This window comes from Paracoccus liaowanqingii (genome assembly GCF_004683865.2).
Lineage (GTDB): Bacteria > Pseudomonadota > Alphaproteobacteria > Rhodobacterales > Rhodobacteraceae > Paracoccus > Paracoccus liaowanqingii.
Map to the genome: position 1 here is coordinate 1,238,569 of NZ_CP038439.1, position 19,015 is coordinate 1,257,583.

Annotated in this window: 18 protein-coding genes; 6 read left to right on the top strand and 12 right to left on the bottom strand. The window is 63.5% G+C overall.

Annotation, left to right across the window (positions count from 1 at the left end):
- Positions 1 to 37: 37 nt before the first annotated feature.
- From E4191_RS05885 to E4191_RS05900, 4 genes are all read right to left on the bottom strand, one after another.
- Positions 38 to 1,000: a substrate-binding domain-containing protein gene (locus E4191_RS05885; RefSeq protein ID WP_135312586.1), complete on the bottom strand. Its 963-nt coding sequence runs from the start codon at positions 998 to 1,000 to the stop codon at positions 38 to 40.
- Positions 1,001 to 1,035: 35 nt separating this feature from the next.
- Positions 1,036 to 2,043 (bottom strand): ABC transporter permease, encoded by a 1,008-nt coding sequence (locus E4191_RS05890; protein ID WP_135312587.1) that lies wholly within the window; start codon positions 2,041 to 2,043, stop codon positions 1,036 to 1,038.
- On the bottom strand, positions 2,040 to 3,557 hold the full coding sequence (locus tag E4191_RS05895; RefSeq protein WP_228461583.1) for a sugar ABC transporter ATP-binding protein: 1,518 nt from the start codon (positions 3,555 to 3,557) through the stop codon (positions 2,040 to 2,042). Before E4191_RS05895 ends, E4191_RS05890 begins: the two co-directional genes overlap by 4 nt.
- 83 nt (positions 3,558 to 3,640) lie before the next feature.
- Entirely contained in the window at positions 3,641 to 4,441 is an 801-nt protein-coding gene (locus tag E4191_RS05900) for a GntR family transcriptional regulator (RefSeq protein WP_228461585.1), read from the bottom strand.
- A gap of 37 nt (positions 4,442 to 4,478) precedes the next feature.
- Between E4191_RS05900 and E4191_RS05905 the strand changes: the two genes are divergently transcribed.
- Genes E4191_RS05905 through E4191_RS05920 form a run of 4 tightly spaced genes read left to right on the top strand, consistent with a single transcriptional unit; the run spans position 4,479 to position 9,033 of the window.
- A complete protein-coding gene (locus E4191_RS05905) occupies positions 4,479 to 5,480 on the top strand; it encodes an Ldh family oxidoreductase (protein ID WP_135312589.1) in 1,002 nt (333 codons plus the stop codon).
- A 23-nt stretch (positions 5,481 to 5,503) separates the two neighbouring features.
- Positions 5,504 to 6,703, top strand: coding sequence for an iron-containing alcohol dehydrogenase (locus tag E4191_RS05910; RefSeq protein WP_135312590.1), 1,200 nt, complete (start codon positions 5,504 to 5,506; stop codon positions 6,701 to 6,703).
- A gap of 16 nt (positions 6,704 to 6,719) precedes the next feature.
- Positions 6,720 to 8,183 (top strand): NAD-dependent succinate-semialdehyde dehydrogenase, encoded by a 1,464-nt coding sequence (locus E4191_RS05915; protein ID WP_135312591.1) that lies wholly within the window; start codon positions 6,720 to 6,722, stop codon positions 8,181 to 8,183.
- A gap of 16 nt (positions 8,184 to 8,199) precedes the next feature.
- Complete coding sequence (locus E4191_RS05920; RefSeq protein ID WP_135312592.1) at positions 8,200 to 9,033, top strand: alpha/beta hydrolase; 834 nt, start codon at positions 8,200 to 8,202, stop codon at positions 9,031 to 9,033.
- Between the two features lie 337 nt (positions 9,034 to 9,370).
- On the opposite strand, the gene E4191_RS23670 is transcribed toward E4191_RS05920, so the two are convergent.
- From E4191_RS23670 to E4191_RS05945, 5 genes are all read right to left on the bottom strand, one after another.
- The gene (locus E4191_RS23670; protein ID WP_176562637.1) at positions 9,371 to 9,610 is read right to left on the bottom strand and encodes an IS66 family insertion sequence element accessory protein TnpB; all 240 of its coding nucleotides are present in this window, start codon (positions 9,608 to 9,610) and stop codon (positions 9,371 to 9,373) included.
- Between the two features lie 634 nt (positions 9,611 to 10,244).
- Positions 10,245 to 11,153: a DMT family transporter gene (locus E4191_RS05930; RefSeq protein WP_228461587.1), complete on the bottom strand. Its 909-nt coding sequence runs from the start codon at positions 11,151 to 11,153 to the stop codon at positions 10,245 to 10,247.
- Positions 11,154 to 11,214: 61 nt separating this feature from the next.
- On the bottom strand, positions 11,215 to 11,979 hold the full coding sequence (locus tag E4191_RS05935) for an ABC transporter ATP-binding protein (protein WP_135312593.1): 765 nt from the start codon (positions 11,977 to 11,979) through the stop codon (positions 11,215 to 11,217).
- A complete protein-coding gene (locus E4191_RS05940) occupies positions 11,976 to 12,986 on the bottom strand; it encodes a FecCD family ABC transporter permease (protein WP_228461589.1) in 1,011 nt (336 codons plus the stop codon). Before E4191_RS05940 ends, E4191_RS05935 begins: the two co-directional genes overlap by 4 nt.
- Before the next feature lie 23 nt (positions 12,987 to 13,009).
- Positions 13,010 to 13,936, bottom strand: a complete 927-nt coding sequence (locus tag E4191_RS05945; protein WP_228461591.1) for an ABC transporter substrate-binding protein — start codon at positions 13,934 to 13,936, stop codon at positions 13,010 to 13,012.
- 530 nt (positions 13,937 to 14,466) lie between these two features.
- Between E4191_RS05945 and E4191_RS05950 the strand changes: the two genes are divergently transcribed.
- A complete protein-coding gene (locus E4191_RS05950) occupies positions 14,467 to 14,880 on the top strand; it encodes a DUF350 domain-containing protein (RefSeq protein WP_135312596.1) in 414 nt (137 codons plus the stop codon).
- 410 nt (positions 14,881 to 15,290) lie between these two features.
- Here E4191_RS05950 and E4191_RS05955 read toward each other — a convergent pair whose 3' ends face one another.
- From E4191_RS05955 to E4191_RS05965, 3 genes are all read right to left on the bottom strand, one after another.
- Positions 15,291 to 15,734 carry a pyridoxamine 5'-phosphate oxidase family protein gene (locus tag E4191_RS05955; RefSeq protein WP_135312597.1) on the bottom strand — a complete coding sequence of 148 codons (444 nt, stop codon included), beginning with the start codon at positions 15,732 to 15,734 and terminating at the stop codon, positions 15,291 to 15,293.
- A 92-nt stretch (positions 15,735 to 15,826) separates the two neighbouring features.
- Positions 15,827 to 16,837 (bottom strand): exonuclease domain-containing protein, encoded by a 1,011-nt coding sequence (locus tag E4191_RS05960; protein ID WP_135312598.1) that lies wholly within the window; start codon positions 16,835 to 16,837, stop codon positions 15,827 to 15,829.
- A 261-nt stretch (positions 16,838 to 17,098) separates the two neighbouring features.
- Positions 17,099 to 18,025 carry an AraC family transcriptional regulator gene (locus E4191_RS05965; protein WP_135312599.1) on the bottom strand — a complete coding sequence of 309 codons (927 nt, stop codon included), beginning with the start codon at positions 18,023 to 18,025 and terminating at the stop codon, positions 17,099 to 17,101.
- Between the two features lie 106 nt (positions 18,026 to 18,131).
- Here E4191_RS05965 and E4191_RS05970 point away from each other — a divergent pair, with 106 nt between their 5' ends.
- A complete protein-coding gene (locus E4191_RS05970; RefSeq protein ID WP_135312600.1) occupies positions 18,132 to 18,884 on the top strand; it encodes an SDR family oxidoreductase in 753 nt (250 codons plus the stop codon).
- Positions 18,885 to 19,015 lie beyond the last annotated feature (131 nt).

Below are 19,015 nucleotides of genomic sequence, written 5' to 3' on the forward strand. Positions count from 1 at the left end.
CTCCGGGGCCAGGTTAGCCCCGGAGACAGGGTGAATTTCAGAAGGGAGAGTCGGGGAAATAGAACTGATCCGCATTTTCGGGTGTGATCAGGGGCGCATCGAGAAGGAAAGCCCCCCGCATCGGGGCCTGGCCTGCAAATTGTCCCGCTGTCATGTAGATGGCAGACGCGATCATCGAAGGGGGATAGGGCGTCGAGATCGGTGTGCGCTCGTCGCCCTCCATGACCATTTCGATTACCTGCTTCATGCCGTTGCCGCCCAGAGCGTATTGGACATCCGTCCGGTCAGCCTGATCGACAGCCTCGAGCACGCCCAGCAGCATGTCATCATCATTTGCCCAGACCGCATCGATGTTGGGATATTTGGCGAGATAGTCCTGCATGAGCGTGAAGGCCTCGTCCTGGTTCCAGTTGGCATACTGGATGTCGAGGATCTCGATGTCCGACTGGTCGATCACCTCGGTGAAGCCTTGGATGCGCTCGTCGTCAATGACGGTGGGAATGCCACGAAGAACGACGATCTCGCCCTCGCCGCCCAGTTGTTCGACAAGCCAGGACGCCGTATTTGCGCCGACGGCGATGTTGTCACCGGCGACATAGAGGTCCTGGATCGACTCGTCGCTCAGGCCTCTGTCGACGACGGTGATAAAGGTGCCCCCCGACGCGACTTGCTCGACCGGGCCGGTCAGCTCTTCCGATGTGAACGGAAGGATCACCAACGCATCAAGGTCGTTGTTGGCGGAAAGATCCTCTAAGGCCGAAACCTGTGCAGTGGCGGAGGAAGATGTGGACACGATGACATCTATGTTCGGAAAGGCAGCCTCGATCTGCTGGGCGGCTTGCTCGGCATGATAGACAACGCCCCCCGTCCATCCATGCGTTGCCGCGGGGATCGACACGGCGATGGTGAATTCGATATTCTGGGCGTGGGCTGCGAAGGTTGTGGTGGCCAGCACAGCGGCGGATGCGAGCATGCGCGTCAGAGCTTTTGAGTGGGTCATTTGGTAGTCCTCCCTTGGTTTGGTTGGCGGCCTTGTCAGCGGCCGCTGGTTAAGCGGTGAGCAAGCATGGCGATGATGATGATGGCCCCCTGCACCGCAGCAACGAGGTATTCCGAGACCATGTTCGACAGCACCATGACGTTGGCGATGATCTCCAAAATCAGAACGCCTGCGATCGTGCCCCCAATGCGCCCTTTTCCTCCGCGCAACAGGGTGCCACCGATGACGACAGCGGTAATGACTTGCAGTTCCCAAAGCTGACCCGTGGTTGGGGTTGCGGCGCCAAGGCGCGGCACATAGCAAATCGCAGCAATCGAGACGCACACGCCCTGGATCACATAGGCTAGTGTCCTGACACGACCGACATGCACGCCCGAAAATCGGGCCACGTCGGGGCTAGATCCTGCCGCGGTCAGGCGCCGACCGAACTTGGTGCGATACAGCAGAAAACCGGCAGCCAGCGCCACGATCACGGTGATCAGCACCGGGATCGGAATGCCCATGACATTGCCGAAATAGACCGGGCGATAGGCCTCGCGCAGCGTGCGATCGATCGGCAGCGAGCCGCCATCGGTCATGAAGGTAATGAAGGCGCGGAAAATCCCCATCGTGCCGAGTGTCACGATGAACGGTTCGATCTTGCCGAGGGTCACGATCAGGCCGTTGAAGAGACCACAAAGCCCACCGACCACCAGCGCCACCAGCGCGCCCACCGGGATCGCCATGGGACCGAGGGCGGGCACAAGGGCATTCATCGTCATGATCATGATCCCGGTTACAAACGCCATCATCGAGCCCACGGACAGATCGATGCCGCCAGAGGCGATCACGAATGTCGCTCCCACGGCGATGATCGCGATGAAGGCGCTGCGGGTGACGATATTCGTCAGGTTGTTGATCCCGAGAAAATTCGAATTGATGAGCGCGCCGACAAGAACAATGACGATCAGGGCGATATAGGGGGCGAAGTCGCTCAGCCGGACGCTGCGCCGGCGGGGTGTAGTCGGGGCGACGCCATGGGCGGATTTGGTCGTGCTCGTCATGTCGCGGGCTCCTTGTCCATTACGGATGCCGCCGTAGTGTCCTGCGGCAGCGCGGCTGCCGCCGGGTCGCCATCGTCTGCATGATGGCTGCTGGCGGCGGCATAGACGATGTTCTGCTCGGTGATCCGGTCGCCTGTCATCTCGGCCACGAACCGGCCGCCGCGCATCACAAGCACGCGGTCGGACAAACCGACGAGTTCCGGCAACTCGGACGAAATGATGATGCAGGCCTTGCCGGCGCGCACGAGGCGGTCGATGAACTGATAGATCTGGCTCTTGTTGCCGATGTCGATCCCGCGGGTAGGTTCGTCGATGATGACGATCGAGGGATCGGTCATCATCACTTTCGCCAACAGCAGCTTCTGTTGGTTGCCGCCTGACAGCTGCCCGGCCAGCATTGTCAGGCTACGCACGCGGATATCATAATTTTCGACCGCCTTATGCAGAGCGTTTGCCTCGCCGGTCTTGTCGATCTGCAGGCCGGGGCTGACCGATGCCAGCGCCTGAAGCACAAGATTTGGCCCAAGCTGTTCGTTCAGAAGAAGGCCTTTGCCCTTTCTGTCCTCCGTCAGATAGACCAAGCCTGCCCGCATCATGGCATCGACGGAGCGCGATGGGACGGATTGGCCGTTTACCTCGACGCGGACGGCCTGGGACGGACGCAAGCCCATCAGGCCTTCCATCAGCTCGGTCCGGCCAGCGCCGATCATCCCCCCGATGCCCAGCACCTCGCCGGGAGAGACGGAGAAATCGCCGCGGACTGCGCCGTGATCTACCGTCAGCCCTTCGACGACCAGGATCGGGGCGGCGATGGGCGGATCCCGACGCGGCGGGTAAAGCATCGACAGCTCGCGTCCGACCATCAGCTCGGCCATGGCGCGCTGTGTCAGTTCGGAGGCGTCCCATGTCCCGACGCAGCGGCCGTCGCGAAGCACGGTAATCCGGTCTGCCAGCGCCTCGACCTCATCGAGACGATGCGAGATATAAAGGACCGCCACCCCCGCATCGCGCAGGTTCCTGACGATGTCGATCAGGGCGGCGACCTCGTCATTGGCCAGCATCGCGGTGGGTTCGTCGAGAATGACGACCCGGCGAGGGTCAAGCACCGCCCGCGCGATCTGGAACAATTGTTGCTGGGCCAAGGGCTGATCACCGACCCGATCAGTCGGGTGCGCCCTGGCGCCGACACGGTCCAGCACCTCGGCTGTGCGAATGTCCATCGCCCGGTCGTCGATCATCGGACCGCGCGTCAGCTCACGCCCCAGAAAGAGGTTCTGCGCGACGGTCAAATCGGGTGCCAGCAGGATTTCCTGATGGACCAGAACGACTCCTGCCGCCTCGGCTGCAACCGCATCGGCGAAATCGGCGCGTTGCCCGTCCATTTCAAGATGCCCCGTGCTGGGGCGAACATGCCCCGACAGAAGCTTCATCAGCGTCGACTTACCGGCGCCGTTCTCGCCGATGATCGCGTGAACCTCGCCTGCGCGGATATCCAATGTGATGTCCGACAGCACGGTGACCGGTCCATAGGATTTTGCCAATCCCCGCGCTGATAGCGCGACTGCCTCGGAGGGTCCTGTCTTCGTGACCGCGGAGGTCATTCGAAAGCCATGCGCAGGCGATCCCGCGAGCGTTCGACATGATCATGCATCGCCGCGCCCGCACCGGCCACATCGCCCCGGCGGAACGCATCCAGCAGGGCCGCGTGTTCGTCCAGTGCCTCGGTGGTGACACGGCTGTGGAACATCAGGCGGAAGATGTGCAGGTGGACATGCTGATCGGAAAGCGCCAGCCGCATGACGTCATTGCCCGCGATGCGCAGGATTTCCTCGTGGAAATGAGCGTCGGCACGGGCAAAGCGGGAATAGCGGCTGTTGCGGTCGACAGGCGGTGCGCCCCGGCCCATGTCCGCGGCCACCTCCTCCAGTCTGGCAAGGGCTTCCGCAGTCATCGCCGCGCAGGCAAGTCGGGCGCCCTCGGGCTCCAGCAGCAGGCGGAATGTGTAAAGATCTTCGAACTGCTTTCGGGTCAGTTGGGGTGCAGCCGAAAAGCCGATTAGGTGGGCCTTTAAGACGAGGCCCTCGCGCTCCAGGCAAGCCAGAGCTTCACGAACCGGTGTTTGGGACACGTTCAATTCGCGGGCGAGGGCATCCATCGGGATCCGCGCTCCCGGGGGGATCTCAAGGGACATCAGCTTTTCATAGATGCTTTCGTAGACACTGGTGACAATGCTGCGTGGCCGGACAACGCCAGTTTGTTGAATGTGCTCCGGTGCTGTCGCCATCGTGAGCGAACTCCCATTTCTACGTCCCATCGTGAAGAAAGCGTTGCCAAATGCCAGACCTGATGTCAAATACAATATCATATACGATATGATTTGAGCGTGGGTGGTCAGCATGGAGCCGGGTCGCAATGCCGATAGAGAGGTCTATGCGATGAAGCATGACGCCGACGGTCTGCGTTCCATTGCGTCCACCCTGCTGCACGATTACGGGGCCCCGTTGCCACATGCGGCGTTGCAAGCCGAGCTGCTGATCGAAGCGGAAATGCGCGGTCTGCCCTCGCACGGCCTCCAACGCCTCCCAAGATTGCTTGCCCGTATTGATGCGGGTCTGGCCGATCCCCGCTCGCAGGGCGTGGCTCGGTCGGTCAGGCCCGGCTTTCTGGCGGTGGACGGGCAGCGGGGACTGGGTCCGGTGGTCCTCGACGCCGCGATCGAAGATCTGCTGCCAAAGGCGCGCGCACTTGGCATGGCCATGGCGGCCATTCGGAACTCCAATCACATCGGGATGCTAGCTTGGTATGTCGAGCGGATCGCTCATAGGGGTATGATCGGTATGGTCATGACCACGAGCGAGGCGCTGGTCCACCCTTTCGGTGGCACGGAAGCGATGCTTGGGACGAACCCGATCGCCATCGGCGTTCCGACCGCGGACGATCCCTTCGTGCTCGACCTTGCAACCAGCCTAGTCTCCATGGGCAAGATCCACCACCACGCCCTAGTGAACAAGCCGATCCCCGAGGGCTGGGCGGTGGACAGGGACGGCCATCCGACAACGGACCCGCATGCGGCGAAAGACGGTGCCTTGGCGCCCTTTGGCGATGCCAAGGGCTATGGCCTCGGCCTTGCGGTGGAATTGCTCGTCGCTACCCTTGCCGGGTCCAGCTTTGCGCCGGAGGTGCGCGGCACCCTGGACGAAGACGAGGTGGCGACCAAGGGTGACGTGGTGGTGGTGATCGACCCGACCGCAGCCGGACCTTCCGCCGCGTTGACTGAATATCTCAATCGTCTTCGGCAATCACGCCCGTGCGATCCGACCCGGCCGGTTTCTGTTCCGGGCGATGGCATGCGGGCGCGCCGGGATGTTTCGCGCGACGAAGGCATAGATGTGCCCGAAGAACTTTACGAAACATTACTGGCCCTTGGCCGATCATGATCGATCATTAGGAGAACCGAACGATGTCGTTATTTGGAGTTATCCGTGCGCCCCGGGAACTGGTCTTCGGTTCCGGTCAGCGGCATGCCTTGGGCCAGATCGCGGCAGGGCTGGGCCGCCGCGCCCTTGTGGTGACGGATGAGAGGCTGGCCTCGGACAAAGAATTTCTGGCGATGCTTGTCCACCTGCGCGATGCGGGCCTGGAGGTCGAGGTCGAGAGCGGCACCTTGCCGGACGTTCCGGTGACCAGCGCGATCATCGCTGCGGACCATGCACGGGCCTTTTCGCCGGACCTCGTGATCGGCATCGGCGGCGGCTCTTGTCTGGATATGGCGAAATGCCTCGCGCTGCTGCTAGCTCACGGCAAATCGCCTCAGGATTACTATGGCGAGAACCTGGTCCCGGGGCCGGTTCTGCCCATCATTGCCATCCCGACGACCGCGGGCACCGGGTCTGAAGTGACGCCTGTCGCGGTTCTGTCCGACAGTGCGCGCAATCTGAAAGTCGGTATTTCGTCGCCCTATCTCATCCCCACCGCCGCGATCTGCGATCCCGATCTGACCATGTCCTGCCCGCGCGGGCTGACCGCGATTGCCGGGGCAGATGCGCTGACCCATGCCATCGAAGCATTCAGCGCCATACGCCGCTCGCCGGATGCGGGGATCGCGCAGCAGCGCGTGTTTGTTGGCAAGAATGCAGCTTCGGACCACTTCGCCCTGCAGGCCATCGGATTGCTGTGGGAGGGGTTGGAGACCGCATGCACTAACGGGGGTGATGCTTCCGCACGGGCAAACGTGATGATGGGCGCGACCTATGCGGGTCTCGCCTTCGGTGTGGCAGGAACAGCGGCGGCTCATGCGATCCAGTATCCGGTGGGGGCCCTGACCCAAACGCCTCATGGCGCCGGTGTCGCCTGCCTGATGCCCTATGTCATGGCATGGAATGCGCCCACCATCGCTCCGGAACTCGAATCGATCGCGCAGGTCATCGGCGTAGGGTCGGGCGCCGATGTCATCCCCGCCATAGCGGATCTGTTCGGCCGCATCGGCATCCCGCCCACATTGCGCGAGCTTGGACTTGCCGAGGACCGCATCGATTGGGTCACCGAGCAAAGTTGCACCATCGCCCGCCTGATCCAGAACAATCCCCGTCCCCTGCCTGCCGCCGACATGCGCCGCCTCGTCGACGCCGCCTTTGCGGGCGACCGAACAATCCTTGCCTGATGTCCCGGAGATCCTCATGATGAACGATACGCGCTTTTCCGGCTATGCCGATCCTTCGCTGCACGCCCACGGCCTCTGGATAGGGGGGCGTTGGCTTGGGGGAGCCGGCATTCCGGTCACTGACCCCGCGACCGGGCAGACTATCGCCGAGGTGCCGGATGCGGGTTTTGCCGAGGCAACCATGGCCGTCGATGCCGCAGCGGCTGCCGCCGAGGGATGGCGAAGCACGCCGCCCCGCCAGCGCAGCGAAATCCTGCGCCGGTGGTTCGAGCTGATGCGGGAACATGCCGAGGAGCTAGCGCTGCTGATCTCGCTTGAAAACGGCAAGGCGCTGGCCGACGCTCGGGGAGAAGTCGCCTACGCGGCGGAATTCTTCCGCTGGTATTCTGAAGAGGCCAGCCGCGTTGCGGGAGAGTTCCGCACCACGCCCTCGGGCACACATCGCATCCTCGTCGATCATGAACCGATCGGGATCGCCTTGCTGATCACTCCGTGGAATTTTCCCGCTGCGATGGCCACGCGCAAGATCGGCCCGGCGCTTGCGGCGGGCTGCACCGTGATCCTCAAGCCCGCTTCCGAAACCCCCCTGACTGCTTATGCCATGGCAAGACTGGGTGCAGAGGCCGGGGTGCCGGACGGCGTCGTGAACGTGCTCACCACCGCCCGGCCCGGCCCGTTCACTGCCGCGATCCTGGCCGACCCCCGGGTTCGCAAGCTGTCCTTCACCGGCTCCACCGGTGTGGGCCGCACCCTGCTCGCAGAGGCAGCAAAGACAGTCGTGAGCTGTTCGATGGAGCTGGGCGGCAACGCGCCATTCCTCGTGTTCGACGACGCAGATCTGGAAGCGACGCTGGACGCAGCAATGATTGCCAAAATGCGGAATGCGGGCGAGGCCTGCACCGCAGCCAACCGATTTTATGTCCAGTCCGGGATCCACGACGCCTTTGTGGAGGGTCTAACAGCAAGGATGCGGGCCATGAAGGTCGGCCCCGGCTATGAAGCTGCCACCGAATGCGGCCCGATGATCACTGTTCAGGCCGTGGACAAGATCGACCGACTTGTTTCTGAAGCCGTGACACAGGGTGCCAAGGCGACCACCGGTGGGACCCGGCCCGGCAATGACGGATACTATTATCCCCCCACCGTGCTCAGGGATGTCCCACTAGGCATGTCGATTGGACGCGAGGAGATCTTTGGCCCTGTTGCCGCGGTCTACCGATTCGAGACCGAAGCAGAAGCAATCGCCCTGGCGAACAACACCGAATATGGCCTTGCCGCCTATGTCTTCTCCCGCGATCTGGTCCGGGCCATGCGGGTCGGCAAGGGCATCGACACCGGGATGATCGGAATCAACCGAGGCCTCATGTCCGATCCCGCGGCGCCCTTTGGCGGCACCAAGCAGAGTGGTCTGGGACGAGAAGGAGGTGTGACTGGCATTCTTGAGTTCATGGAACCCAAGTATTATGCCGTTGAGTTCTGATCGGGGCACGGGTGTAATGATCGATCTCTACCGCAATCGGGATTTCATTCCCGACTTCGACCATCTCGTCGCTGAAACGGCAGAGCGCAGTCACAGTCTGGCCTCGCGTGTCATCATCAGGAGGGACATCGCTTACGGCGCGACGTCCCGCACGACGCTCGATCTGGTCTTTCCGGACGCGCCCAAGGCGGGGGCGCCGCTGCACATGTTCGTGCATGGGGGATATTGGCGGTCCGGATCAAAGAACGATCACACCCTTGTCGCCGCGCCGGTCATTGCAGCAGGCGGGATCGCGGCCATCGTTGGCTACGACCTGATGCCCGGCACGCGTTTGGCCGCAATCGTGGCTCAGATCCGCCAAGCGTGCAAATTTTTGGCTCGGCTGGCCCCGGAAATTGGGGCGGATGCCGCCCGATTCACCGCAAGCGGGCACTCCGCAGGAGCCCACCTTGTGTCACTCCTTGCGGCCACCGCACCGGGAGACGATAGCATGGCTGCTGATACCCCAGATCTACAGGCCCTTCTTTTGGTCAGCGGCATCTACGATCTTTCAGATATTCCCGAGAGTTTTTTGAAGAACGAAGCGCAGCTGCGACATGATGAGGCCGCAGCCTGGTCCCCGCTTGCCGCATGTCACCGCCCCGGGCCGCTGCGTATTCTCACGCGGGGCGATGCGGAAACGGCGCCTTTTCACCAACAAGCGCGGGCCTTTGGGAAGCTGCTGCTGAATGCCGGCCTAAGGTCTGAGGTCTATGAAGAGCTTGATCGAAATCATCTTTCAATCGTTCTCGACCTAGCTGATCCGGATCGGCCCTTGGGAAGACGCTTGGCTGATCTTGTCGCCGGATAGAGTCCGGTAGGCGCCTGGCTCTGCGCCGCCAAACTTGCCTTAGGGCACTCAACGGTCGAGTTCTGGCAGTGAGATGCATGCCGTGTGGCAGTGTCGATGCGGCTGCATAGCCGGGAACAAGACGATATTAGCCTGAGCCCGCAGTAATCGTTTTCGCCAACAGCTCAGCACCTATCCTTGCGCGGGCGCGGGGTCAGCTTCCGTAGCCCTTGGCAGCGGCCTCGATCGCGGCCACGTTGATCTTAACCATCCCGATCATCGCCTCCATGACGCGCCGCGCCTTTTCTGAAGTCCACCGGCTTGGTCGCGACCAGGATCCGCATGCCCTGCGACGGCATCAGCACGGCACTTCTCCAAGGGCCTCGACGATCTCGGCCAGCCGAACAGTGGCCGTGCCCTTGTCGATCACGATTCGGATATGCTTTTCAGCCGGCCGGCTGTCGCAGGAAGGTGGTGCTGGCGCCGGATCGCAGACCACCAGCGGGGCAAAGACCGGCTCGTCGGTTGGTGCAGATGGCAGCACCAGCTTGCCTTGCTTCGCCAGCCGCCGCCACGCCGACAGGTGGTTCGGCTGCACACCTTACCTGTCCGCCACGGCATTCACCGTGACACCCGGCTCGCGCGTGTCGGCGACCACCAGAGCCTTCACCTCATTCGGCCACCGGCGATGCCCCGACGCATGGATCTCGACGCCCAAAGGAGTGAGAAAGGAATTCTTGGCACATATTGCGAAACGCACTTCCCATCAGCGGAGGAAAGGACTTCGCAGCACAGCGTCAGACAAGCAACTTGGGGTTCAGACGCCGATTACCGATCTCGCTGCGTGTGGCACAAATGTCCGGTCTGGGGAAGCCACGCTGCGGCGTCGCTGCTCGTCGGAGCGACCGCTCTGGGTCGACCACGCCGAAGCGAGTTGGACCGTCGAAAGGGGCGGAGAGCAGCCTGACAGTGGTGCAGCATGGCGTCCGCAGCATCAGCCGAAAGCCGACGCTCCGTATGTCGAAGGACAGGTGAGTGCTCTTGAAAACCGAATGGGCGGGAACCCGACATTCGCTGTGTGTGGCATGAAGGTCTGGTAAGCGGAAAACCCTCGATTTCCGTGCCTGGCCAGAACAGCTTATTCGGTCCAAAGTCTGAACCCATGGCTGCTGTCGGCTGGTCGTTTTTCCGTGATCAGCATTCCAGAGGTCGGCGTCATAATGCGGTGTGCCTTACCTCGCTCTCGGAGACCGAGCGACAATCGCTCCGAGCAGGACCAGCGGACCTGCAAGCAGGAAGGCCAAGCCCGGCACCTCTGCGAAGAAGACAAAGCCAAGCGCCACGGCCCAGAGCACCGAAAGGTATTCGAACGGAGCCAAAGCGGAGGCATCGGCATGGCGGAAAGACAACGTCATCAAGATATGGGCGAGCCCGCCTGCAAAGCCGGTGGAGATCAACAGCATCGTGCCGGCCGTGCCAGGCCAGGTCCATCCCCAGGGAAGCGTCGCCAGGCCGCATAAGGCGGATACGATGGCAAACCAGAACGCGATTGCGCCAGCGCCTTCGCCAAGCAATGTGAGACGGCGCACCTGAATTAAAGCACCGGCTGTCAACATGGCGGTGACAATGCCGAGAAACACCCCCAAGCCCCCCGTGTCGGGTAAGCCGCCCGCGAAGGCAGGCAGGCAGAATGCAGCCGCACCCGCCAGACCAAGGGCCACCCCTGCGATCCGCCTCGCGGTCAGGCGCTCTTTCAGAAGCACCCAGGCCAGCACGGCGAGCATGACCGGCGCGAGGTAGGAAAGCATCGTCGCTTCGGCGAGCGGCAACAGGCGGATCGTCGCGAACGAAGTGAACATGGCCGCGGCTCCCATGAGGCAGCGCCCGATATGCCCGAAGGGTCGCGATGTCCTGAGACCGCCAGGCCAGTCACCGCGCCACCACAGGTATGCGGCAAGCGGCAGAAGGGCGATTGCGGAGCGGAAAAACACGACTTGCCCCAGAGGGACCGTGTCACCGAGCGCCTTGACGCAAACGCCCATCAGCGCAAAGGCGAGGGTCGAGAGGATGCGGAGCGTGATCCCGAGCGCTTCGTTCTGCAAGAACGGCAGGGCAGTGGCCTGGGGAAGCGGCACGTTCACGACCGCGCGGCCCGGGCACCAGGGAGTCTAACGGGGCAGTGTGTCATCGATCCAAAGCGCCTCATCCTGCGCTGAAGCGGATATGCGGGCGACCGGCCTCCGCCGATCCGTCGACTTGTGCTGCCACGCGAAACACGTCGCGCAGGATATCTCGGGTAAGCACGGCGTGGGGCGTTCCGCACGCGCAGACAGAACCCTGTTGAAGGACCACGATACGGTCGCAGAACATCGCGGCGAGGTTGAGGTCGTGCAGGGCGATGACGCTGGTCAGGTCGAGATCGCGCACCATGCGCAGGATCTCGATCTGGTGATGAATGTCGAGATGGTTCGTCGGCTCGTCGAGGAACACCACCTGCGGCGCCTGTGCCAGAGCGCGGGCGATATGCACGCGCTGACGCTCGCCCCCGGACAGGGTCTGCCAAGCCTGCTTGCTGCGCGATGTCATGTCGACGCGATCGAGCGCCTCGCCGACCGCCGCCTCGTCGGCCTTGGACCAGCCCGCGAGCGCAGAGCGGTGCGGCGTCCGCCCGAGCCGCACCACATCGGCGACGGTGACATTGGTGTCCGTCGCAGCGCTCTGCTGGACGAACGCCACCTGGCGCGACAGCGCCTTGCGGGACACCTGCGCGATGTCTTGGCCGTTGATCTCGACCCGGCCGGAGCCGGGACGACGCAGCCCCGCCAGAAGCCGCAGCAATGAGGACTTGCCCGAGCCGTTGGGGCCGATCAGCCCGAGTGTCTCGCCAGGCGCGACCGCGAGCGACACGTCCGAGACGATGGTCTTGCGCCTCACGCCCCAGGTGAGGTTCTGCGCCACGACGCTCATGCCTGCGGCCTCGCGCGGTAGAGGATGATCGCGAAGAAGGGCACCCCGACAAGGGCGGTGACAACGCCGATGGGGACGGTCTGCTGCGCCACGATCACCCGCGACACGATGTCGGCGGTCACCATGAAGATCGCCCCGATGACCGCGCAGGCGGGCAGGAGGCGCATGTGCATCGGCCCCACGACGAAGCGCGCGGCATGGGGCACGACGAGGCCCACGAAGCCGATGGCGCCGACCATGCTGACGATCGTTGCCGTCATCACGGCCGTCACCGCGAACAGCACGAGACGTATCCGCCCCACCGGAACGCCGAGCGCGGCCGCGTCCTCGTCTCCGAAGGTGAAGGCGTCGAGGGCGCGCGCCATGTAGATGCAGAGCGCCAGACCCAGAGGCACCGTCACCAGCAGAAGCTGGAAGTCGGGCCAGCGCACGCCGCCGAAGCTGCCCAGCAGCCAGAACATGACATTGCGCGCCTGTTCGGCATTCCCGGAGGTGGTCACGATGTAGGAGGTAAGCGCGTTGAAGAGCTGTGAGGCGGCGACTCCGGCCAGGATCGTGTGGTTCGGCCCGCTCGTCGCGCCGTTCGACAAGAGCGCCACCACGCCGAAGGCCGCGAAGGCCCCGGCAAAGGCCCCGGCCGAGAGCGTGAGGCTGCCTGAGCCGACGCCGAGGATGATCACGCAGACCGCGCCGGTCGAGGCGCCGGCCGAGATGCCCAGCACGAAGGGTTCGGCCAGCGGGTTGCGCAGGAGCGCCTGGAGGATCGCGCCGCAGAGCGCCAGCCCCGCCCCGGCGAGTGCCGCGACGAGCGCACGGCTGAGCCGCAGGTCCCAGACCACGCTTTCCTCGATGGGCGGAAGCTCGGCGGCGGTCAGGCCAATCCCGTTGGTGATTGCCAGGAACACGGTGCCAAGCCCGATCGTGTAGTCGCCGATGGCGGTCGCGACGGCGATGGCGAAGGCCAGGACCGTGGCCGAGACAAGCGTCAGCAGTGCGAACCGCACCATACCGCGATCCATGATGCCTGCGCTCATTCCGCGAGGTCGAGCGCCTCAAGCTGCTCGGCGACCTCCTCGGCCCCGTAGAGCGTCTGGATGCTGGCATTGGTCGCAGCACCGGGCATCACGACAATGCGGCCCTTCTGCACGGCCTCCATCTGGCTGACGATCGGATCGGATTCGAGAAAGGCGATCTTGTTCTCGGCCTCGTCGAGGTTCCAGCGCTTGCGGTCGACCTGTGCCGCGACGATCACGGTGGGGTCGGTCGCCATGATGCCTTCCCAGCCCAAGGTCGGCCATTCGGACGCGGCCTTGACGGCGTTCGAGCCGCCCAGAAGCTCCGCGATATACGTCGACGGACCGTTGCCGCCGGCGAGGTAGGCATCGTCTTCGGGCGACGGGCTGGAGAACCAGAACAGGAATGTCAGGTCATCGCGGTCCTCGAATCGCCCGCGCAGGGCCGACTCGCGCGCCTTCAGATCCGCGATAACGGACTCGCCCCGATCCGCGACATCGAAGATCCGCGACAGATCCGAGATCTCTTTGTAGAGTTGATCCATCGTCCAGAGCTCGGAGCGGGTGCCGTAGATGTCGGTGGAGACCTCCGTCACGGAACAGGCGCTCGGGGACAGATAGGTGGGAATGCCCAGGCTGTGAAAATCCTCGCGTTGGGCGACCTTGCTGTCGGGACCCATGAGCGTGACCAGCATCGCCGCCACGAAGTCGGGCTGCACCGCCAGCACCGATTCCAGCGAGGGAAACTCGACCGACAGAAGCTCCACCTCGGCGTTCGCCTCTGCCAGCTCGGGCAGCACCGTGTTGGGCCAGAAGGCCGTCGCCGCCATGCGGTCCTCGAGCCCCAGCATCAGCATGATCTCGGCGCTGTTCTGACCAAGCGCAACGGCGTTCTGCGGCGGAGCCTCGAAGGTGACGGACTGCCCGCAGTTCTCGACCGTCATGGGATAGTCCGTCTGTGCCTGGACCGCAGAGCCAAGGCAGGTTGAAACTGCGACTGCAATCGCCATGATCGATTTTTGCGACATCAAGCGGTTCCATTGTTGAGTATAATTGTCGAGAACCAGCTAGCGGCGTCCAGCGACGATATCAAGGTGTTTTGGTCAGGATGTCTTGCCGCGAGGTGAGAGAACACACACGGGCGAGCAACTCCTGAGCGACCGGTCTTGCTATAGCCGAAGCGAGATCTAAACGATCCAGGTGGCAAGGCACCCGACCGTCGCCGCGTGAACCCTCACCGGCGGCTTTGGGCCGGGTGCGCCTAGACCATGTCCAACGGTTCTGGCCTCCCCGCCAGGTGACGCAGATCGACGGGTAGACCCGCGTGCGTTGCACGTAGCCTCGGGCCGCGCGCGGATCCCCGGACACAATATTCCCGGCACGCAAGGCCGTTCGGCGGATCGCGAAAAGCTTGGTTCAGCCTGGACGGTCGATGCACTATGCTTCCGGTATCGCCGCATAAGGACTGCCGAACATGGACAATGCTCTCCTCGCCTCCGTCGCGGGTCTCCCCGCCTTCCTTCTTTACATGGGGGTCGCCATCGGCCTGTTCCTGGCCTTCATGAAGATCTACGCCATGGTGACGCCACATGACGAGCACGCGCTGATCCGCGCCAACAACCCCGCCGCGTCCATTTCCTATGGCGGCGCGATGATCGGCTTCGTGCTGCCGATCGCGTCGGCGGTCCAGAACTCCATCAGCCTGCTCGATGTCCTGGTCTGGGGCGTGGTGGCCGGGGTCCTGCAGGTCCTCTGCTTCCTGGTTTTCCGGCTCTTCCACAGCGATATCGTGACCCGGATCGAAGAGGGTCAGACCGCAGCCGCCATGCACCTGGCGGCGGTCAGTCTCTCGGTGGGCCTTCTGAATGCTGCGGCCATGACCTACTGACGTTTGTCTTGATCAGCAGTTTCAGCTCAGGACTTGAGGGCGCCGAAGGTGGTCCATCGTCTGCTGCCAAAAGGCCCTTCAACATGACAGACCAGGCTGCCGATCTCGGAGATGTTGGGCCCGCATGGAGCAGATGGAGTATAACTCTATCTTCCGCTGGTTCGCTGGGCTCGGGATCAATGACGCTTCGTCCCGCACGTCGCACCCTGTCTACATGATATGGCAGCGGCAGGTCCGACTGTCCGGTATGGCGAAGCTACACGGCGGCACGCTACAGGTGCCAGCCGGCAGGTTCGGGCCGAACACAAGCCAAACATCTCATCCACCTCCTCATCGAAGGTGTCAGTCAAGGAGGGCTGGGCTGGACCCGTTTTGGATAGCAATCCCCGCCGGCCATTGCGACGATGGGGTCAGGCCTTCGAAGGTTCGACCTCACCCTCTTCCTCGCCGTCCCAGTAATGGACGCGCACGGCGTGAACCTTGACCAGTGCCATGCCGGGTGTGTCTATCCCGTCGGGGAACCACCGATCAATGTCGGCGGACCAATGGTCGGCGAAGGCCGCCTTGTCGCGGATGATGCTGGCCTCGCCCTCGACGGCCACGAACAGAGGCCGCGCGCCCAGGATGCCCGCGCGGCCCTGGAAGGACAGCGCGACATGACGGTCGCGCTCGATGTCGCTGACGGTGCGCGTGTCTTCATAGGTGAAGTAATAGCTGTCACCGTCCCACTCGACCTCGCTTTTGTTGCTCATCGGGCGTGTGGCCAATTGCCCGCCCTCGGTCCGGGTGGTCAGCATGGCAAAGTCGATCTTGCCCATTGCCTTTGCCAAGTCCTGGATTGTCCTGCCGGCCATGGTTCCTTCTGCGGGTTACAGATGCACACTGTGTGGAACGCCGACTGCATGGGATTTGCTGCGCACTCAAACGAGGACGCCCTCGCAGGGGTTCAGACGGTGTCGCTCTGTGCGACTAGCTTTCGAAAGTCGCTTTCGCCAAGGATCTGGATGGGGTGGCCGACAGCCTGCATGTCTTTGGCTTTTCGGTGCTTGCTGCTTCGCGCATCTCCGGCAAGCAGGGACAGATCCTGATCCCCGATGACAAGGTGAGTGGTCTGCCTGGTCACGCCGGCCTTGACCGACATCCCGGCCCGGGCGGCCAATTCGGCGGCCTCGGTCCGGGACAGGCCAAGCGCGCCCGTGAAAACCACCGTGGAACCGGCCAGGGGCCCTGACGGGTCTCCCGCCATGGTGATCGCCGGGGCATAAGTCTTTTTGCGAACCGGCTTGGTCAGGTCCTCGAAGGAAAGACCAAGATGGCGCTCGGCGTGCTGCACGACCATTGCAGCTGCGCGGGCGTCCTCGCCCGCATCATGGTGGTGGAACCTCAGGTTCAGCGTCCTCTTGAGATTGGCCAGACCGTGCCCGCCATTCCCCTTCAGCTCGGGCCAGGCCCGCCTGGCGATCATGACGCTGTCGCTCCATCGCAGTTCGGGCACGTCGATGCCACAGGACCTGCAGGCGGCGGTCACCGCCTGCTTGTCGAAATTGCTGTGCTGGATAAGATGGTGCTGCGTCAGCAGCGGTAGCAAAACCTCCAAGGCGTCTGAAAATCCGGGTGCCTCTGCCACATGATCCGGACCGATGCCGTGAAGCCGGATGTTGAAGGGATCGAACCGGCTGCGGGGATTGATCAGCATGGAGAATGTCTGGATCTCGTCATCGGGTTGAACGCAGGCTAGGCCGATCTGGCAGATGCTTGCGGCATCACTGCATGCTGTTTCCACGTCCAACGCGATAAAGCGGAAGCGTCCCTGGGGGACGTGTTTCGCATGGCCGAAGGACGTTCTGGCAGAGGCCCGGACGTATCGAGACGAGGATGGTTCAAAACCCTCCGCCCGTCGCGGATCGCGACGCTGCGGCTCAAAGCTGCGTCCGAGAAGCCAGTCAAATAACGCCATTCAAATTCACTCCGCAAATTTGCTGCATCCTAGCCGAAGACGTTGGCAAAGTGAGACACTTGTTTGCGCGGCTCGATAGTCTTGATGGGCATGCGGATGGAGGTTGGCAGCCCAGACCTTCTCCGAAGCTTATTCTGCGAAGGTCAATGCCCCACTAGCGGCACTGCCCGTTGTCTTATGCTGCAGCGGGCACCAATGACTGGTTCCGTGATGCTGCAGCATGTCACCCAACAGGAGCCATCCGTCAGCTATGGGCCGTCCTCAGAACGGCTTATCCTCCCGCGCCGGCTGTGCAGTAGCCAAGGCATACTGCCCCGGTGGCTGGCCGATCTCGCGGGCGAATGCTGTGTTGAACGCGCTGGCTGAGCCATAACCCAAGGACGCACCGATCTCGGCCAAGCTTCCATCGCGGCGGCGCAGTCGGTCCTTGGCGAGGCTCATCCGCCAGCCTGTCAAATAGGTCATCGGCGTGCGGCCGACCTCACGCTCGAACCGCGCGAAGAAGGCCGAGCGCGACAGGCCTGCGGCGCGGGCCAGCTCTGCCACTGTCCAATGCCGGGCCGGATCCGCATGAAGGGTGCGCAAGGCGATGGACAGATGCGGATCGCCCAGGCCGCGCAGCAGGCCCGGCGGCGCGGTGATGCCGCCCGTGGCGCGGAAAGCTTCGATCAGCAGGACCTCCAGCAGCCGTTCCAGCACCACCTCGCGCCCCGGTCGCGTCGCCCGTGCCTCGTCCGCGACCAGCCTGATCAGCATGGCCAGCCGGTCCTCGCCTCGGATGACCACAAGATCGGGCAGCAGGGTCAGCAGCAACCCGGCATCCCTTGTGCCGAAGGTGCAATGGCCAACCAGCTGCTGCGCCGTGACCGGCAGGTCGGGATCGCCGATGCGGACCTGTCCGGGGGCGATCAGGACGGGTTCGGTGAACTGCCCGTCGGGCAGCACCGGATCCACGCTTGCCATCGTGAAGCGCCGCGCGGCCGGGATCAGCGCAAAATCGCCCTCCTCCAGCAGGACAGGCGTCCTGCCGTCGATCTCCAGCATCGCCCGCCCGGCAAGGGTCAGGTTGTAGAAGACGATGCCATCCTCGTCACGGCGCACCCGCCAGGCGCCCGAGGCGCTGGTGATCTTGGCATAGGGTGCGCCGGGGCGCAGCAGGGTCACGATCTGGGTCAGTGGGTCGGTCATGCAATAGTGCCGTTCGGACTGAGGATAAACATTCAAGGACTTTGGATTATAGGACGTCGCGGCGCCGGTGGCTAGATAGGTCGGGCAACAGCGAAAGAACATCGCCATGCCCACCATCCTGATCACCGGCTGCTCTTCGGGCTTCGGCCTCGACACCGCGCGGCACTTCCTGGCCGAAGACTGGAACGTCATCGCCACGATGCGGACCCCGAAGGCCGACCTGCTGCCCGTCTCCGACCAACTGACGATCCTGCCGCTCGACGTCACCGATCCGGCGAGCGTCACCGCCGCCGTTGCGGCTGCGGGCGACATCGACGTGCTGGTGAACAACGCGGGCATCGGCTGGCTTAACGCCGTCGAGGGCACGCCACTTGCTGTCGTGCGCGACATCTTCGAGACCAACACAATCGGCACCATTGCGATGATCCAGGCCGTGCTGCCGCAGTTCCGCACCCGCCGCGCGGGCGTGATCATCAACGTGACCTCCAGCGTGACGCTGAAGAATTATGAACTGCTGTCGGTCTATACCGCCAGCAAGGCCGCCGTGAACGCGCTGACCGAGGTGATGGCGCTGGAGCTTGCCCCCTTCGGCATCCGCGCCCATGTCGTGCTGCCGGGCCAGGCGCCGGGCACCGCTTTTTCCACCAGCGCCCGCGCACGGATAATGCAAGAGGGCGGCTTCCCGGAACCCTATGCAGGAATGGTGCAGGCGGTCATGGCGCGCGTGACCGACGGGGCCGATGAGGGGAAAACCAGGCCAGAGGATGTGGTCGCCGCGATCTGGCGCGTGGCGACCGACCCCGCCACACCTTTGCGCGTGCCTGCGGGCGCAGATGCGGTGGCCCTGTTCAAGGGCTGAAGCGAAGCGACGAGGCGCGGGCGGCATCGTCGCACCGCGCGCTGACGCGCCTCTTTCTTTGGCGAAGATGGCGCGGGCCGTTTTTGGTTTTGACGCTGAGGCACGAACGCCCCGTTTCGGGAGGGGGCACC

What these genes read in the sequence shown, in the direction of transcription:
- E4191_RS05885 (WP_135312586.1), bottom strand. Translation starts at nt 1,000, where the DNA reads ATGACCCACTCAAAAGCTCTGACGCGCATGCTCGCATCCGCCGCTGTG.
- E4191_RS05890 (WP_135312587.1), bottom strand. Translation starts at nt 2,043, where the DNA reads ATGACGAGCACGACCAAATCCGCCCATGGCGTCGCCCCGACTACACCC.
- E4191_RS05900 (WP_228461585.1), bottom strand. Translation starts at nt 4,441, where the DNA reads ATGCTGACCACCCACGCTCAAATCATATCGTATATGATATTGTATTTG.
- E4191_RS05905 (WP_135312589.1), top strand. Translation starts at nt 4,479, where the DNA reads ATGAAGCATGACGCCGACGGTCTGCGTTCCATTGCGTCCACCCTGCTG.
- E4191_RS05910 (WP_135312590.1), top strand. Translation starts at nt 5,504, where the DNA reads ATGTCGTTATTTGGAGTTATCCGTGCGCCCCGGGAACTGGTCTTCGGT.
- E4191_RS05915 (WP_135312591.1), top strand. Translation starts at nt 6,720, where the DNA reads ATGATGAACGATACGCGCTTTTCCGGCTATGCCGATCCTTCGCTGCAC.
- E4191_RS05920 (WP_135312592.1), top strand. Translation starts at nt 8,200, where the DNA reads ATGATCGATCTCTACCGCAATCGGGATTTCATTCCCGACTTCGACCAT.
- E4191_RS05935 (WP_135312593.1), bottom strand. Translation starts at nt 11,979, where the DNA reads ATGAGCGTCGTGGCGCAGAACCTCACCTGGGGCGTGAGGCGCAAGACC.
- E4191_RS05940 (WP_228461589.1), bottom strand. Translation starts at nt 12,986, where the DNA reads ATGGTGCGGTTCGCACTGCTGACGCTTGTCTCGGCCACGGTCCTGGCC.
- E4191_RS05945 (WP_228461591.1), bottom strand. Translation starts at nt 13,936, where the DNA reads ATGACGGTCGAGAACTGCGGGCAGTCCGTCACCTTCGAGGCTCCGCCG.
- E4191_RS05950 (WP_135312596.1), top strand. Translation starts at nt 14,467, where the DNA reads ATGGACAATGCTCTCCTCGCCTCCGTCGCGGGTCTCCCCGCCTTCCTT.
- E4191_RS05955 (WP_135312597.1), bottom strand. Translation starts at nt 15,734, where the DNA reads ATGGCCGGCAGGACAATCCAGGACTTGGCAAAGGCAATGGGCAAGATC.
- E4191_RS05960 (WP_135312598.1), bottom strand. Translation starts at nt 16,837, where the DNA reads ATGGCGTTATTTGACTGGCTTCTCGGACGCAGCTTTGAGCCGCAGCGT.
- E4191_RS05965 (WP_135312599.1), bottom strand. Translation starts at nt 18,025, where the DNA reads ATGACCGACCCACTGACCCAGATCGTGACCCTGCTGCGCCCCGGCGCA.
- E4191_RS05970 (WP_135312600.1), top strand. Translation starts at nt 18,132, where the DNA reads ATGCCCACCATCCTGATCACCGGCTGCTCTTCGGGCTTCGGCCTCGAC.